The sequence below is a fragment of the Rhodococcus sp. NPDC078407 genome, from assembly GCF_044542515.1.
Taxonomy (GTDB): Bacteria; Actinomycetota; Actinomycetes; order Mycobacteriales; family Mycobacteriaceae; genus Rhodococcoides.
Genome location: NZ_JBITUQ010000003.1, coordinates 199,080 through 212,266, shown reverse-complemented (window position 1 = coordinate 212,266; position 13,187 = coordinate 199,080). Strand labels below are relative to the sequence as shown.

At 65.9% G+C, this 13,187-nt stretch carries 12 protein-coding genes; 5 read left to right on the top strand and 7 right to left on the bottom strand.

All coding sequences use genetic code 11. The features are described from left to right. Positions 1-67 precede the first annotated feature (67 nt). The 3 genes from cobG to ACIGGF_RS05275 are packed head-to-tail and all read left to right on the top strand — an operon-like array spanning position 68 to position 3,399. On the top strand, positions 68-1,198 hold the full coding sequence (gene cobG, locus ACIGGF_RS05285) for a precorrin-3B synthase (protein WP_397520316.1): 1,131 nt from the start codon (positions 68-70) through the stop codon (positions 1,196-1,198). Between the two features lie 54 nt (positions 1,199-1,252). Further along, positions 1,253-1,879 carry a precorrin-8X methylmutase gene (locus tag ACIGGF_RS05280; protein ID WP_397520315.1) on the top strand — a complete coding sequence of 209 codons (627 nt, stop codon included), beginning with the start codon at positions 1,253-1,255 and terminating at the stop codon, positions 1,877-1,879. After that, the gene (locus ACIGGF_RS05275) at positions 1,876-3,399 is read left to right on the top strand and encodes a precorrin-2 C(20)-methyltransferase (RefSeq protein WP_397520314.1); all 1,524 of its coding nucleotides are present in this window, start codon (positions 1,876-1,878) and stop codon (positions 3,397-3,399) included. Before ACIGGF_RS05280 ends, ACIGGF_RS05275 begins: the two co-directional genes overlap by 4 nt. Here the strand turns inward: ACIGGF_RS05275 and ACIGGF_RS05270 are convergent. Genes ACIGGF_RS05270 through ACIGGF_RS05260 form a run of 3 tightly spaced genes read right to left on the bottom strand, consistent with a single transcriptional unit; the run spans position 3,382 to position 6,118 of the window. Then, entirely contained in the window at positions 3,382-4,128 is a 747-nt protein-coding gene (locus ACIGGF_RS05270) for a cobalt-precorrin-6A reductase (RefSeq protein WP_397520313.1), read from the bottom strand. The genes ACIGGF_RS05275 and ACIGGF_RS05270 overlap by 18 nt on opposite strands. Beyond that, a complete protein-coding gene (gene cbiE / locus ACIGGF_RS05265; protein WP_397520312.1) occupies positions 4,125-5,387 on the bottom strand; it encodes a precorrin-6y C5,15-methyltransferase (decarboxylating) subunit CbiE in 1,263 nt (420 codons plus the stop codon). Before cbiE ends, ACIGGF_RS05270 begins: the two co-directional genes overlap by 4 nt. Beyond that, on the bottom strand, positions 5,360-6,118 hold the full coding sequence (locus tag ACIGGF_RS05260) for an SDR family NAD(P)-dependent oxidoreductase (RefSeq protein ID WP_397520311.1): 759 nt from the start codon (positions 6,116-6,118) through the stop codon (positions 5,360-5,362). Before ACIGGF_RS05260 ends, cbiE begins: the two co-directional genes overlap by 28 nt. A 64-nt stretch (positions 6,119-6,182) precedes the next feature. Here ACIGGF_RS05260 and ACIGGF_RS05255 point away from each other — a divergent pair, with 64 nt between their 5' ends. After that, complete coding sequence (locus ACIGGF_RS05255; protein ID WP_397520310.1) at positions 6,183-6,596, top strand: TIGR03618 family F420-dependent PPOX class oxidoreductase; 414 nt, start codon at positions 6,183-6,185, stop codon at positions 6,594-6,596. On the opposite strand, the gene ACIGGF_RS05250 is transcribed toward ACIGGF_RS05255, so the two are convergent. Next, on the bottom strand, positions 6,586-7,194 hold the full coding sequence (locus tag ACIGGF_RS05250; RefSeq protein ID WP_397520309.1) for a nucleotidyltransferase family protein: 609 nt from the start codon (positions 7,192-7,194) through the stop codon (positions 6,586-6,588). The two genes, ACIGGF_RS05255 and ACIGGF_RS05250, sit on opposite strands and share 11 nt — an antisense overlap. Beyond that, on the bottom strand, positions 7,191-8,333 hold the full coding sequence (locus ACIGGF_RS05245; RefSeq protein WP_397520308.1) for a M24 family metallopeptidase: 1,143 nt from the start codon (positions 8,331-8,333) through the stop codon (positions 7,191-7,193). The genes ACIGGF_RS05250 and ACIGGF_RS05245 overlap by 4 nt, the downstream gene beginning before the upstream one ends. 27 nt (positions 8,334-8,360) lie before the next feature. On the opposite strand from ACIGGF_RS05245, the gene ACIGGF_RS05240 reads away from it, so the two are divergent. Then, entirely contained in the window at positions 8,361-9,338 is a 978-nt protein-coding gene (locus tag ACIGGF_RS05240) for a 5'-3' exonuclease H3TH domain-containing protein (protein ID WP_397520307.1), read from the top strand. A 17-nt stretch (positions 9,339-9,355) separates the two neighbouring features. On the opposite strand, the gene ACIGGF_RS05235 is transcribed toward ACIGGF_RS05240, so the two are convergent. Together ACIGGF_RS05235 and ACIGGF_RS05230 are read right to left on the bottom strand one after the other, a co-directional pair. Beyond that, a complete protein-coding gene (locus ACIGGF_RS05235) occupies positions 9,356-10,291 on the bottom strand; it encodes a DUF4333 domain-containing protein (RefSeq protein ID WP_397520306.1) in 936 nt (311 codons plus the stop codon). 94 nt (positions 10,292-10,385) lie between these two features. Beyond that, a complete protein-coding gene (locus ACIGGF_RS05230; RefSeq protein ID WP_397520305.1) occupies positions 10,386-13,187 on the bottom strand; it encodes a DEAD/DEAH box helicase in 2,802 nt (933 codons plus the stop codon).

The following is a 13,187-nucleotide window of genomic DNA, read 5'->3' as shown; positions in this document are numbered from 1 at the left end:
GTGACAAGGAATGCTACCGGTGTGAGGGCCGCATAGGTCCATCCGTCGCGCTTGTAGCCTGATGAGCATGAGTTCGCCTGACCGATCGGTGCCCGACGGCTGCCCCGGAGCGCTGACGACGCACCTCGCTGCGGACGGTCCGCTCGCGCGCGTCCGGCTTCCGGGCGGACTGGTGCTGCCGCAGCAGATGCACGTCCTGGCTCGGGCTGCCGAGGAACTGGGCGACGGCACGGTCGAGCTGACCTCGCGGGGCAACGTGCAGCTCCGGGCGGTCTCGGACCCCGTCGACCTGGCGAGCAGGTTGGCCGATGCCGGTCTGCTTCCGTCCGCAACGCACGAACGTGTGCGGAACATTCTCGCCTCACCACTCTCGGGACGGGTCGGTGGTCTCATCGATGTACGAGCGCTCGTCGGGGAGCTGGACGAGGAACTCTGTGCGCGCCGCGACCTTGCCGAACTGCCCGGACGAACACTGTTCGCCCTCGACGACGGGCGGGGAGACATGTGTGGGCTGGAACCGGATTTCGGTGCGTACGCCCAGCCCGACGGGTCGTACGCGCTGCTGCTCGCCGGCCGGGACAGTGGCGTTCGTGTGGATCGGGACAGTGTGGTGCCGACGCTGCTGAACTGCGCAGCCGCCTTCGTGGAACTGCGTGGAGCGCACTGGCGGTTGGCCGAAGTCGACAACGGCGTTGTCCGAATCGTGGACTTGCTCCGCCTCTCCGCAGGCCCTGCGCTGCCGCTGCCCGCACCTGTCGAGGTACCACCGATCGGCTGGCTCGACCAGACCGACGGGCTGGTGGCGCTGGGCGCAGGACTTGCCAACGGCGTTCTCGAAGCACGATTGGCCGAGTTCCTCGCCGCCATCGACCGACCGGTGATCGTGACTCCGTGGCGGTCGGTGATCGTGTGCGATCTGGACGAGGGGCCCGCCGAACAAGTCGTCCGGGTACTGGCACCGATGGGCCTGATCTTCGACGCCGAATCGCCGTGGATTCGGGTCAGTGCCTGCACCGGATCGCCGGGCTGTGCGAAGTCCCTCGCCGACGTCCGGTCCGACCTGGCCGCGGCGGTCGACGCCCGGATGACGCCGCGGGACGAGCGGCAACACTGGTCCGGGTGTGAGCGGCGCTGCGGTCGACCGAAAGGTGAGGTGACCGACGTGATCGCCACCGGAATCGGTTACCAGGTGTCCTGAGCACGCGGACACCGGTTTCCAGCCGAGGGGTCCCTCTCCCCTATCGTGACACGCATGCACGACTACATCCGCGACGGCGCGGAGATCTACCGCCAGTCCTTCGCAACCATACGAGCCGAAGCAGATCTGTCTCGGTTCACGCCGGATGTCGCGCAGGTCGTCGTGCGCATGATTCACGCTGTCGGCGAGATCGACCTGACCGAGACCATCGGATTCACCCCCGACGTGGTGGGTTCGGCGCGTTCCGCGCTGCGTGCAGGCGCGCCCGTGCTCTGCGACGCCAACATGGTTGCCGCGGGCATCACTCGGCGCCGTCTTCCCGCCGACAACGAGGTGCTGTGCACCCTGTCGGATCCGCGGGTACCGGATCTGGCTCGAGACATGGGGACCACGAGAACCGCTGCCGCGCTGGAATTGTGGGGCGACAAGCTCGGCGGTGCCGTCATAGCGATCGGAAACGCACCCACTGCGCTGTTCCACCTGATGGAGATGCTCGCGGCCGGCGCCCCGAAACCGGCAGCCATCGTCGGCGGCCCGGTCGGATTCATCGGTGCCGCGGAGTCGAAGGAAGATCTGATCGCAGCCGACCTGGGCGTGGAATATCTGGTCGTGCGAGGTCGGCGGGGTGGCAGTCCCATCACCGTCGCTGCAGTCAATGCCATTGCGAGTGAACAGGAATGAGCACTACCGGCAAATTGTGGGGAGTCGGCGTCGGCCCGGGTGACCCGGAGTTGCTCACAGTCAAAGCTGCTCGGGTGATCGCCGAGGCCGACGTGATCGCTTTTCACAGTGCACAGCACGGTCGCAGCATCTCGCGCGGTCTTGCTGCCGGCTACATGCGCGACGGCCAGCTCGAGGAACATCTGGTGTATCCGGTGACCACCGAGACCACGGCGCACCCCGGTGGGTACCAGGGTGCAATCGACGAGTTCTACGAGTCTGCTGCCGCACGGCTCGCCGCGCATCTCGACGCCGGTCGTTCGGTTGCGCTTCTGGCCGAGGGTGATCCGCTGTTCTACAGCTCGTACATGCACATGCACAAGCGCCTGGCTCACCGCTTCGAAGTCGAGGTGATTCCCGGCGTGACCTCGGTCAGTGCTGCTTCGGCGGCTCTGGCAACTCCGTTGGTGGAGCGAGACGAGGTGCTGACCATCCTGCCCGGTACGCTGCCCACCGACGAACTCACGCGCCGGCTGCGCAGTACCGACGCGGCCGTCATCATGAAACTGGGCCGGACCTACCCCAGCGTGCTCGACGCCCTCGAGCGCTCCGGCAGGCTCGACGAAGCCCGATACGTCGAGCGGGCAAGCTTCCCCGCGCAACGTGTCCTCGACGCCGTCGACGCGGACGACGTTCCGTACTTCTCGATGGTCGTCGTGCCGAGTCCATCCAACAGGGCCGAAACCCCCACCGGCACCGGAGAAGTGGTCGTTGTCGGCCTCGGACCGGGTGACGACGCCTGGACGACCGACGAGGTTCGTGCCGAGCTGGCGGCCGCCACCGATCTGGTCGGCTACGTCACCTACATCGATCGGGTTCCTGCGAGGCCAGGGCAGATTCGGCATGCCAGCGACAACAAGGTCGAATCCGAACGTGCCGCCTTCGCACTCGACCTCGCCAAGCAGGGACGCCGCGTCGCTGTGGTGTCCTCGGGTGATCCGGGGGTGTTCGCCATGGCCACGGCCGTCATCGAGGTTGCGGCGGAACAGCAATGGAATTCGGTGCCGGTGCGAGTGGTGCCGGGTATGACCGCCGCGAATGCCGTCGCGAGTCGGGTCGGTGCACCCCTCGGACACGATTACGCCGTCATCTCCCTCTCCGATCGCCTCAAGCCCTGGGACGTGGTGGCCCGACGGCTTTCGGCAGTGGCCGAAGCCGATATGGCTATCGCGATCTACAACCCGGCGTCGAAGTCTCGTACCTGGCAAGTTGCGGCCATGAAAGATGTTCTGCTCGAACATCGTTCACCGGAGACTCCGGTCGTGGTCGGGCGCGCCGTGGGGAGCACACAGGAGTCGGTGCACACCGTGACGCTCGGCGAACTCGATCCCGAGTCGATCGACATGCGATGCCTGCTCATCATCGGGTCCTCGATGACGACGGTGGTGGAGACGGGAAGTGGCCCGAAGGTCTTCACCTCTCGGCGGTACCCGTCAGAGGACGCGCTCTCAGAGGGCTCGACGTCAGAGAGCCCGGCGTAGCCGATTCATCAGCCAGTCCAGGGCGGATGCGACATCGAACACCATCGGTGCCGAGCCGGTCCGCGGAGGGCGGTCGACCATGAGCACCGGAACAGATGCCGTGCGGGCGGCATCGAGTTTTGCCCGTGTCATTTCCCCGCCGCTGTTCTTGGTGATCAAGAGGTCGATTCGGTGGTCTGCGAACATCGTCGACTCGTGGTCGATATCGAACGGCCCCCGGTCGAGTAGGAGAGTCGTGTGCGGCGGCACGGGACCGGTCGGAGGGTCGATCGCTCTGACCAGAAACCACGAGTGATCGACACGTGCGAAATGGTGAACTCCCTGCCTGCCGGTCGTGAGGAACACCCTGCTGCCGGAAATGATGGCCGACGCCGCGTCGGGCAACGAAGCAACGGAAGTCCACCGATCACCCTTGCCCGCGGTCCACGGTGGCCTCGTCAGCACCAGGAGCGGGATCGAAGTTGCCCCAGTGGCCTGCTCGGCGTGTGCCCCGATGTTGGAGGCGAACGGGTGGGTTGCGTCGACCACCACGTCGATTGCGTTGGTTCGCAGCCACTCCGCCAGGGCGTCCGGCCCCCCGAAGCCGCCGATTCGTGTCTGCCCGACGGGCAGTGTCGGCTCGGCGACTCGTCCGGCCAGCGAGGTGATCGTCTCGATGCCCTGCACCGTGGCCAGAGCCGCCGCAAGTGCCCGCGACTCCGTCGTACCACCGAGGATCAGGACCTTCACCGTGTGATCGCACCCAGCTGTTTTGTCGCACACCACTGGGTGACCGGCAGCTGCGGTCTCCACGTCGTGAATGCGCCCAGCGGTTCACCTCGATAGATCTGAAACTTGCGGAGCTCGCCGCCGTACTTCGCCGCGGCGGTCAGCAACAGCGAATCCGACTCGGCGGTCACCGAATTCGCGACCACCCGCCCGCCGGTGCGCACCGCGCCCCAGCACGCCTCGAGCATGTCGGTGCCGGTCAACCCACCCCCGATGAACACCGCGTCGGGTGCGGCGTCCGAGACCGCAGCGAAACTCTCCGGGGCACCGCCGTGCACCACGAGTCCCGGAACTCCCAGATGCAGCGCGTTGGTCTCGATCTGCGCACGGCGTGCCGGCGAACTCTCGAATGTTGCTGCGCGACAGGTTCGGTCGGTCCGCATCCATTCGATGGCAATGGTCCCCGATCCGCCTCCGATGTCCCACAGTAGCTCTCCTGGTGCCGGGGCCAACGCGCTGAGCGTCAGTGCTCGAACCTCCCGCTTGGTCATCTGACCGTCTCCGGTGTACGCAGAATCGGCCAGGCCGGGAACACGGGTGTGGCGGGGTGAGTCGGGATCTCGGACACACAGCAGCGCAACGACGTTGAGGGGGTCGACGCCCTCGAACGTGGACTCTCGGGCAAGTCCGCCGGCTACCCGCTCGGCCGGTCCGCCCAGCTGCTCGAGAACCGTGATGTCGCTGGCTCCGAAACCGTTGGCGGACAACACCGCCGCGATCTCTGTCGGTGTGCTGCTCCCCCGGCTCAACACCAGTATCCGACGACCGTCGGCCAACTCGGGCAACAGCGTCTCGACCGGGCTGTTCACCAGCGACACCGTCGCCGTGTCCTGAAGCGCCCAACCCAATCGCGCGCACGCCAGTGACACCGAGGACGGGGCCGGGTGGACCAGCAAGCGGTGAGCACCGAACTCGCGCGCCAGCGTCACCCCGATGCCATGAAACATCGGATCTCCGCTGGCCAGCACGCACACGCGAGAACCTGCGTAGGCGTCGATCATCGGCCGCAGATTCGGCACCAACGGACTGGGCCACGTCCTGGTCTCGGTGCAGTGCTCCCGCACCTCGGCGACCTGGCGGGCGGAACCGAACACCACATCTGCTTGTTCGACGGCAGTGCGGGAAGTACGAGACAGTCCGTCCCAGCCGTCCGCACCGATTCCCACAACCATGATCGAACCAGGCTCCACCATCACCGCGGCATCCTGCGCCAGAGCCATTGCGGCAGTAAACGCATGGCGAAGAACACCGGTCGCAGCGCGCCCGGGATCCACACGCGTGCCCGACGCCCGCGCAGCGCCGCGACAACGCCGTCGGCGACCTGATCCGGCGTACTCGACATCGGCGCGGGTGTCATCCCCTCGGTCATGGAACCGATGACGAATCCGGGACGAACGAGTAGGAGATGGACTCCACTGCCGTGCAGCGAGTCGCTCAGTCCGCTGGCGAACCCGTCGAGACCGGCCTTCGCGGATCCGTACACGTAGTTGGCGCGTCGCACCCGAACACCCGCGACCGAGGAGAACACGACCAGGTCGCCGCTCCCCTGTGCTCGCAGAAGCTTGGACGCGTGCGTCAGCACCGAAACCTGAGCCAGGAAGTCGGTGGTGATGACGTCGAGAGCGTGCTGCGCGTCGTCTTCCGCACGCGCTTGGTCGCCGAGGATCCCGAAGGCCAGCACCACGATTCCGATCGGGCCGTAGCGCTCGGCAACCCGGCTCAGAAGCTCGGCGTGTGAGTCCATCGCGTTCGCGTCGAACTCGACGGTGTGGACGTCGTCGGCCCCTGCCTGCTGCACTCGTCGTCGTTGGGCATCGAGGTCGTTGCTGCGCCGAGCTGCCAGTACGACGGTTCGCCCCGATGCAAGCCGGGTTGCGACCTCGAGTCCGATTTCGCTGCGTCCACCCAACAGCAGCAGTGTTCCGGCCGCGGGTTCTGCTCCTTTGCTCACGTCGACCAGTCTTACCGATGAAATCGCGTTCACTGCAGTCGGGTCCGTTCACTACAGTCGGGGCATGGCCGCCACCCCCGCAGACGCAACTGCCCTGACCGACGACGCAATGGAATTCCTCGCCGAGCGGCACCTCGCGACGTTGACGACGCTTCGCCCGGATGGCACTCCGCACGTCGTTGCTGTCGGTTTCACCTACGACGCCGACGCGCAGATTGCGCGGGTCATCACCAATGACGCGTCGCAGAAGGCCATCAACGCCGGTCGTGGAGCCTATGCCGCGGTGACTCAGATCGACGGCGCGCGGTGGCTGACATTGGAGGGGCCGGCATCTGTCCGCAACGATCGAGATTCTGTGGTCGACGCCGAGAACCGATACGCCCTGCGCTACCGCGTCCCGAGGGAGAACCCCACCCGAGTGGTGATCGTGATCGAGGTGCAGCGGGTCCTGGGTAGCCGTTCGCTGCTCAACCGCTAGCGAGCCGCTGGCTCGACTCCGACGGCCAGGGAAGGACGGTCAGGTTCGGCCATTCCGTCGTCCACCGGGCGGCTTTGGCCTCGTACACGTGCTGCATCGGCACCTGCGGATTGGGCCGGACGATTCCGGCGAACAGATCCTCGAAGCCGTGCGGCGCGTAGACGACATCTTTCCCGTCGTCATCCGAAGTAACTCCGAAACAGCACGTGGTCGAGACGAAGTGGTCGATCGCATCCTCGGTGCTGCGGAACGGTTCGATCCGGCTACCGAAGTGCTGTTCGTACCACAGGTGCACACGCGCCTCGTTGCGTACCTCGACGTCCACCCCCAGGTCCGCGAACGCTGAGGCCGCGGCTTCGATGACCTCGTTCTCGGCGTCGTAGGAGAGATCGGAATCGTCGAAGTAGAAGAAGTCGTAGTCGCGGATGCCCGCCTGTGGATCGCGATCGGCCAGGTGGTTCCAGACAGTCTGGAACAGACCCCCTGCCGTCAGATACCACCCCGGAAGTTCGAGCTGTGGTGCACGTCGAAGTATTTCGGCCACAGCAGGATTGGACCGGACGACCGATACGAACTCGGCCTCGCGCACAGTCGTCACACCGGGAGTACAGCCAGACCGTGCGGCCGGAGATTGACCGATTCACACCCGTCGGCAGTGACCACGACGATGTCTTCGATACGCGCACCCCACTGTCCGTGGAAGTAGATTCCCGGTTCGATGCTGAACGCCATCCCTTCGGTCAGCATGATGTCGTTGCCGGCAACGATGTACGGCTCCTCGTGCACCGACAGGCCGATCCCATGACCGGTGCGGTGCAGGAATGCTTCGCCCAGACCGGCGTCGACCAAGACGTCGCGGGCGGCGGCATCGATGGACTGCGCAGTGACGCCCGGCTTCACCGCGTCGACAGCTGCCTGCTGGGACCGCTCGAGTACTGCGTACTGCTCGGCGATTTCGGCCGGCGGCTCGCCGAGACTGTAGGTGCGGGTCGAGTCGGAGTTGTATCCCGGAGCGACAGGTCCACCGATGTCGATCACCACGATGTCACCTGCCTCGACGACTCGATCGGAAACCTCGTGGTGCGGATCGGCACCGTGAGGACCGGACCCGACGATGATGAAGTCCGGTGCCGTGTGACCCTCTTCGACAATTGCGGCAGCGATGTCGGCAGCGATCTGCGCTTCGGAGCGGCCCACGCGCAGCCATTCACCCATGCGGGCATGCACGCGATCGATGGCAGAGCCGGCCCGGCGCAATGCGTCGATCTCCGCGTCGTCCTTGACCATCCGAAGCTCACGGAGCACGTCCGTGGCCAACACCGGCACGGTGCCGAACACCTCTGCCAGCGGCACGAAGTGGAGTGCAGGCATCGCGTCGGCGACGGCTGTCTTCGTTCCGGTCGTCACTGCGGCGGCAACCAGGGCGTACGGATCGACGCCGTCCACCCAGTCGACGAGCGTCAGAGACAGCTCCTGCGCCGCGGAATCGCCCAGTGCGGCGAGCTCGAGCCGCGGAACCACGACCGTGGGGGTGCTGCCGTCTGCCGGAACCACCAGAGCGATGAGCCGCTCGAACGAGCTGGCCTTCGATCCGATCAGGTACTGCAGATCCGGGCCCGGCGTGATCAGCAAAGCATCCAATCCCGCATCCGAGGCCAATCGTGCGGCCCGTGCAAGCCGCGACGCGTAGACATCGCTGGAGAAACGTGAGGAACTGACCGAAGAATCGACACTCATGCCTTCAGGCTAACGCCGTACGGCAAGATGAGCCCCATGACCGCTCCCGGAAAGTCGCCGCTGCTGCTTCTCGACGGTGCAAGCCTGTGGTTCAGGGCTTACTACGCACTGCCCGAGTCGATTACGGCACCCGACGGGCGACCCGTCAATGCCGTTCGCGGTTTCCTCGACATGATCTCGGCGCTGATCGCGCGCACCGAACCGAGTCGGTTGGCAGTGTGTCTCGATCTGAACTGGCGACCGCAGTTCCGAGTGGACCTGGTCCCGTCCTACAAGGCGCACCGTGTTGCCGAGGCGGTCCCGGAGGTTGCCGAGAGCGAAGAAGTTCCGGAGACACTCACCCCGCAGGTGGACATGATCATGGATGTTCTGGCCGCGCTGGGTATTGCGACGGCCGGTGCGGAGGGGCTCGAGGCGGACGACGTGCTGGGAACCCTGGCTGCGCGCGAGCGACAGGACCCCGTAGTCGTGGTCAGTGGGGACAGAGATCTGTTGCAGGTCGCGGCAGACGAGCCGAACGAGGTTCGCGTGCTGTATGTGGGGCGGGGACTGGCCAAGGCCGAATTGTTCGATCCGGCAATGGTGTCCGAACGCTACGGGGTTCCGCTGCACCGCGCCGGTGCCGCTTACGCCGAGCTCGCCTTGCTCAGGGGCGACGCCTCGGACGGCCTACCCGGCGTGAAGGGTATCGGCGAGAAGACGGCCTCGACGCTGATGCTCCGGTACGAATCGGTTGCGGCATTGCGTGATGCGGCGCTCGATCCGTCGTCGGACATGGCCAAGGGAATCCGAGCGAAGCTGGCCGCAGCGAGCGACTACCTCGACGCGGCCCTTCCCGTCGTGCGGGTTGTGACGGACGCCGACGTGGTGCTGTCGAAGTCGGACGAGATCCCGGCCGAACCCGCGAACGCCGATGCATTGAACCGGCTTGCCGAGACCCTCGGGGTGGAGAACGCCGTGGCCCGTCTGGTTGCTGCAATGGCCGCTACGGCGTCCCGGAACTGAGCGAGCAACGCAGAGAACTACTTCGGCAGCGATACCTCGTAGTTCGCTTCGTCGTCCAGGAAGGTCAACGTGACCGTCTGGAAGGCCCCATCGACAGTCAAGGTGCACTCGACACTCGCACCGGTCTCGACCTCGATGTCCTGAGGGCAGGACACGCCGGAGACGTCGGACGCGCCGTACGACTCGGTGACGACCGTGCGAATGCCCTCCTCCGCCGCCGCAGTATCGAGGGTGGTTGTGCGACCGAAGGCCAAGAACGACACCACCGCGATCACGGCGAGCACCGCGACCACGGCACCTGCAATGATCAGTGGCTTCTTGGTCTGTGACCCGGCCTGCCCGGGCCCCTGCTGGTTCGGATACTGCTGGTTCGGCCCCCAGGGCTGCTGGGGTTGCTGGCCGTAGTGGCCCGGATCATATTGTCCGCCGCCGAATTGCTGTGGTGCGTAAGGATTCTGGTAAGCGGCATCGCCCGATGGAGGCGCGCCTGCACCGGGAAAGGGCGCGCCGTACTGCTGGCCGGCCGGGTATTGCGCGGTGGGATTCTGTCCTTGCGGATAGCCGGCGGGTGGGTACTGGCCCTGTGAGTACTGCCCCTGCGAGTAGCCGTCAGGATGGTACTGACCCTGCGGGTATTGTCCCTGCGGGTAACCGGCGGGCGGGTACTGGCCCTGTGGGTATTGGCCTTGGGGGTATTGGCCTTGCGGGTACTGCCCCTGTGGGTAGTGGCCCTGGGGATAACCGGCAGGTGGGTACTGACCCCCGGGCTGCGGTGGGTTCTGCCCGTACGGTGCGGCCGGAGGATGTCCGTACTGGCCCTGGTCCGATGGCGTCGGTGTCTGTGACTCGGCCGACGGACCAGCGGTCTGCGTCTCCGGCGAGTCTTTCTCGGTGCCGTCCTGCTGACCGGGGTTGCGCGACCAACTGTTGTCGGGATCGGTCGGGCCGCTCATCTCGCCTCCACTGAAAAGTCGGTTTCGTCGGACGTACCGTATCCCGACCGTCCGACTCCGTGCGCTACCGACCCAGCAGTCCGATTCGCTGCCGTCATGCGGCATCGACGGCGACCACGCCGCGGCGCAGTGCCGCGATCGCCCGCGCCGCAGTTCGCGACAGTTCCGGTTCCGGGGCAGCGAGGCGAACCTGATCCAGCAAGTCGATCACCTGGCGGCACCATCGCACGAAGTCTCCCCCCGAGAGCGCCTTGCCGTTGTCCCCGGCCGTGACGAGGGCGTCGACCAACGAGTGATCGGACGCCCACTTGTAGATGGCCTTCACGAAGCCCATGTCGGGTTCTCTCGTCGGCGGTAGCTTGTGCCGAACCTCGTCCGCACGGAGGTCGTGCCACACCCGAACCGTTTCGGTGAGCGCATGGCGAATCGGCCCCGTCGGACCGTGGGGTGTGATGTCTCCCTCCGACCTGGACTCGTAGACGACGGCCGAGACCACCGCCGCCAGCTCGGCAGGTGACAGGCCCTGCCACAGGCCACTTCGGAGGCACTCCGCCACGAGCAGATCCGACTCGGAGTAGATCCTGCTCAACCTGGCACCGTCGTCGGTCACCTTGGGATCTTTACCTGCGGTCACGTAGCCGCGGTCGGCGAGTAGGGCCAGGATGCGGTCGAAGGTGCGAGCCAGAGAGTTCGTCGTCGCCGACACTTTCTGACGCATCGTTTCGGTCTCGCGAGCCAATCGGTTGTAACGCTCGCCGGTACGGCCGAGTTCGTCACGATCGGGCCGGGCATGCACGGGGTGCGATCGGATGGCTCGACGCAGCGTGGCCAGCTCTTTGTCGTCCGCTGCTGTCGACTTGCGCCGGATGCGGTCCGACGGCTGCGAGATGCCGCGCGTCACCAGCGCAGCCGCCAGGTCTCGCCGGGTCTTCGCGGTGCGATGGTCGACGAACCGAGGCAGTCGCATGGTGCCCAACGGCGTTGCAGCTGAGGGGAAGTCCGCTGCCGAGAGGCGTCCGGCCCACTTGTCCTCGGTCAGCACGAGTGGACGCGGATCGGCTCGGTCGTCGTCCGGCTCGAGGACTACGGCGAGGCCGCTGCGGCGACCCGTCGGGACCGAGATCACATCGCCGCGGCGTAGGGCGCGCAGCGAATCGACTGCTTTGTCACGTCTGTCGGAACGGTTCTGGCGTTCGAGGGTCTTCTCGCGATCTTTCAAGCGCTCGCGCAGCCGTGCGTACTCGAAGTACTCGCCGTCGGGTCCGCCGAGGCGCGCAGCGAGTGTCTCGAGCGTCTGCATGTTCTTCTCGATCCCGCGCACCATTCCGACAACGGATCGATCGGCCTGGAACTGCGCGAAGGAGCGTTCGAGCAGTAGACGTGAATCGGCTGCACCGAACTGTTCGATCAGGTTGATCGACATGTTGTAGGCCGGCGCGAACGAACTGCGCAACGGAAACGTGCGGGTGGACGCGAGCCCTGCGACTTCGGTCGGCTCCGTGCCCGGCTGCCACAGCACGACGGCATGGCCTTCGACGTCGATGCCACGGCGCCCGGCCCGGCCGGTCAACTGGGTGTACTCCCCCGGCGTCAACTCCGCGTGGGTCTCACCGTTGAACTTGACGAGCTTTTCGAGCACCACGGTGCGGGCCGGCATGTTGATCCCGAGCGCCAAGGTCTCGGTTGCGAACACCGCTCTGACCAAACCCTTGACGAACAGCTCCTCGACTGTGTGCCGGAAGACCGGCAGCATTCCCGCGTGGTGGGCGGCGAAACCACGTTCGAGTGCGTCACGCCATTCCCAGAAGCCCAGAACCTCCAGGTCCTCGCGTGGGAGCTCCGACGTGTGTTTCTCGACGATGTAGCGAATTTCCTCGGCCTGCTCGGGCGTCGTGAGCACCAACCGTGATCGCATGCATTGGGTCAGGGCACCGTCACAACCGGCTCGGCTGAAGATGAAGGTGATCGCGGGAAGCAGGCCCTCTTCGTCGAGTTTGGCGATCACATCGGGCCGAGCCAGCGGACGGTTGTTCGCTCCGCCGCCCTGACCGCCGCCGCCCTGACCGCCGCCGCGACCACCTCCACCCGCACGACCGCCGCGGCCGCGGCTGTGCGGCGCGTGCCAGCGGTCCATCGAGTCGAGAGATTGACGCTGTTTGACGTGCCGGACCAGCTCGCGGTCCACCACGACCTTCTGCTTGCCGTCGGGTGACTGCGCTCGGGTGTCGAACAGGTCGAACAACCGACGTCCGACCATGATGTGCTGCGAGAGAGGTACGGGCCGGTTCTCGTCCACGACGACGGTCGTGTCGCCACGAACGGTGCTCATCCACGCGCCGAACTCCTCGGCGTTGCTGACCGTGGCCGACAGACTCACCAGGCGAACATCGTCGGACAGATGCAGGATGACCTCTTCCCACACGGCACCTCGGAAGCGATCGGCCAGGTAGTGCACCTCGTCCATGACAACGTGGGACAACCCGCGCAGGGCGTCGGACGACGCGTAGAGCATGTTGCGGAGAACCTCCGTCGTCATGATGACGACGGGTGCGTCGGGATTGATGGACGAATCTCCGGTGAGCAGGCCGACCGCGTCGCGGCCGTACCGTGCGGTCAGCTCGGCGAACTTCTGATTGCTCAGTGCCTTGATGGGGGTGGTGTAGAAGCATTTACGCCCGGCTGCCAAGGCGAGGTGGACGGCGAATTCACCGATCACCGTCTTTCCTGCTCCGGTGGGGGCACAGACCAGAACACCGTGGCCGTTCTGGAGTGCGGTACAGGCATCGACCTGAAATCTGTCGAGCGGGAAACCGAGTTCGGCCGAGAATTGTTGCAGCGCACTGGGTTGTTGATCGGGTTGTGGACTCGGCTCGAGTCCTACCGTCGACTCCGTCAT

Bases quoted from the DNA above. Each gene is read 5' to 3' on its own strand.
- cobG (WP_397520316.1), top strand. From the start codon at position 68: ATGAGTTCGCCTGACCGATCGGTGCCCGACGGCTGCCCCGGAGCGCTG.
- ACIGGF_RS05280 (WP_397520315.1), top strand. From the start codon at position 1,253: ATGCACGACTACATCCGCGACGGCGCGGAGATCTACCGCCAGTCCTTC.
- ACIGGF_RS05275 (WP_397520314.1), top strand. From the start codon at position 1,876: ATGAGCACTACCGGCAAATTGTGGGGAGTCGGCGTCGGCCCGGGTGAC.
- cbiE (WP_397520312.1), bottom strand. From the start codon at position 5,387: ATGGCTCTGGCGCAGGATGCCGCGGTGATGGTGGAGCCTGGTTCGATC.
- ACIGGF_RS05255 (WP_397520310.1), top strand. From the start codon at position 6,183: ATGGCCGCCACCCCCGCAGACGCAACTGCCCTGACCGACGACGCAATG.
- ACIGGF_RS05245 (WP_397520308.1), bottom strand. From the start codon at position 8,333: ATGAGTGTCGATTCTTCGGTCAGTTCCTCACGTTTCTCCAGCGATGTC.
- ACIGGF_RS05240 (WP_397520307.1), top strand. From the start codon at position 8,361: ATGAGCCCCATGACCGCTCCCGGAAAGTCGCCGCTGCTGCTTCTCGAC.
- ACIGGF_RS05235 (WP_397520306.1), bottom strand. From the start codon at position 10,291: ATGAGCGGCCCGACCGATCCCGACAACAGTTGGTCGCGCAACCCCGGT.
- ACIGGF_RS05230 (WP_397520305.1), bottom strand. From the start codon at position 13,187: ATGACGGAGTCGACGGTAGGACTCGAGCCGAGTCCACAACCCGATCAA.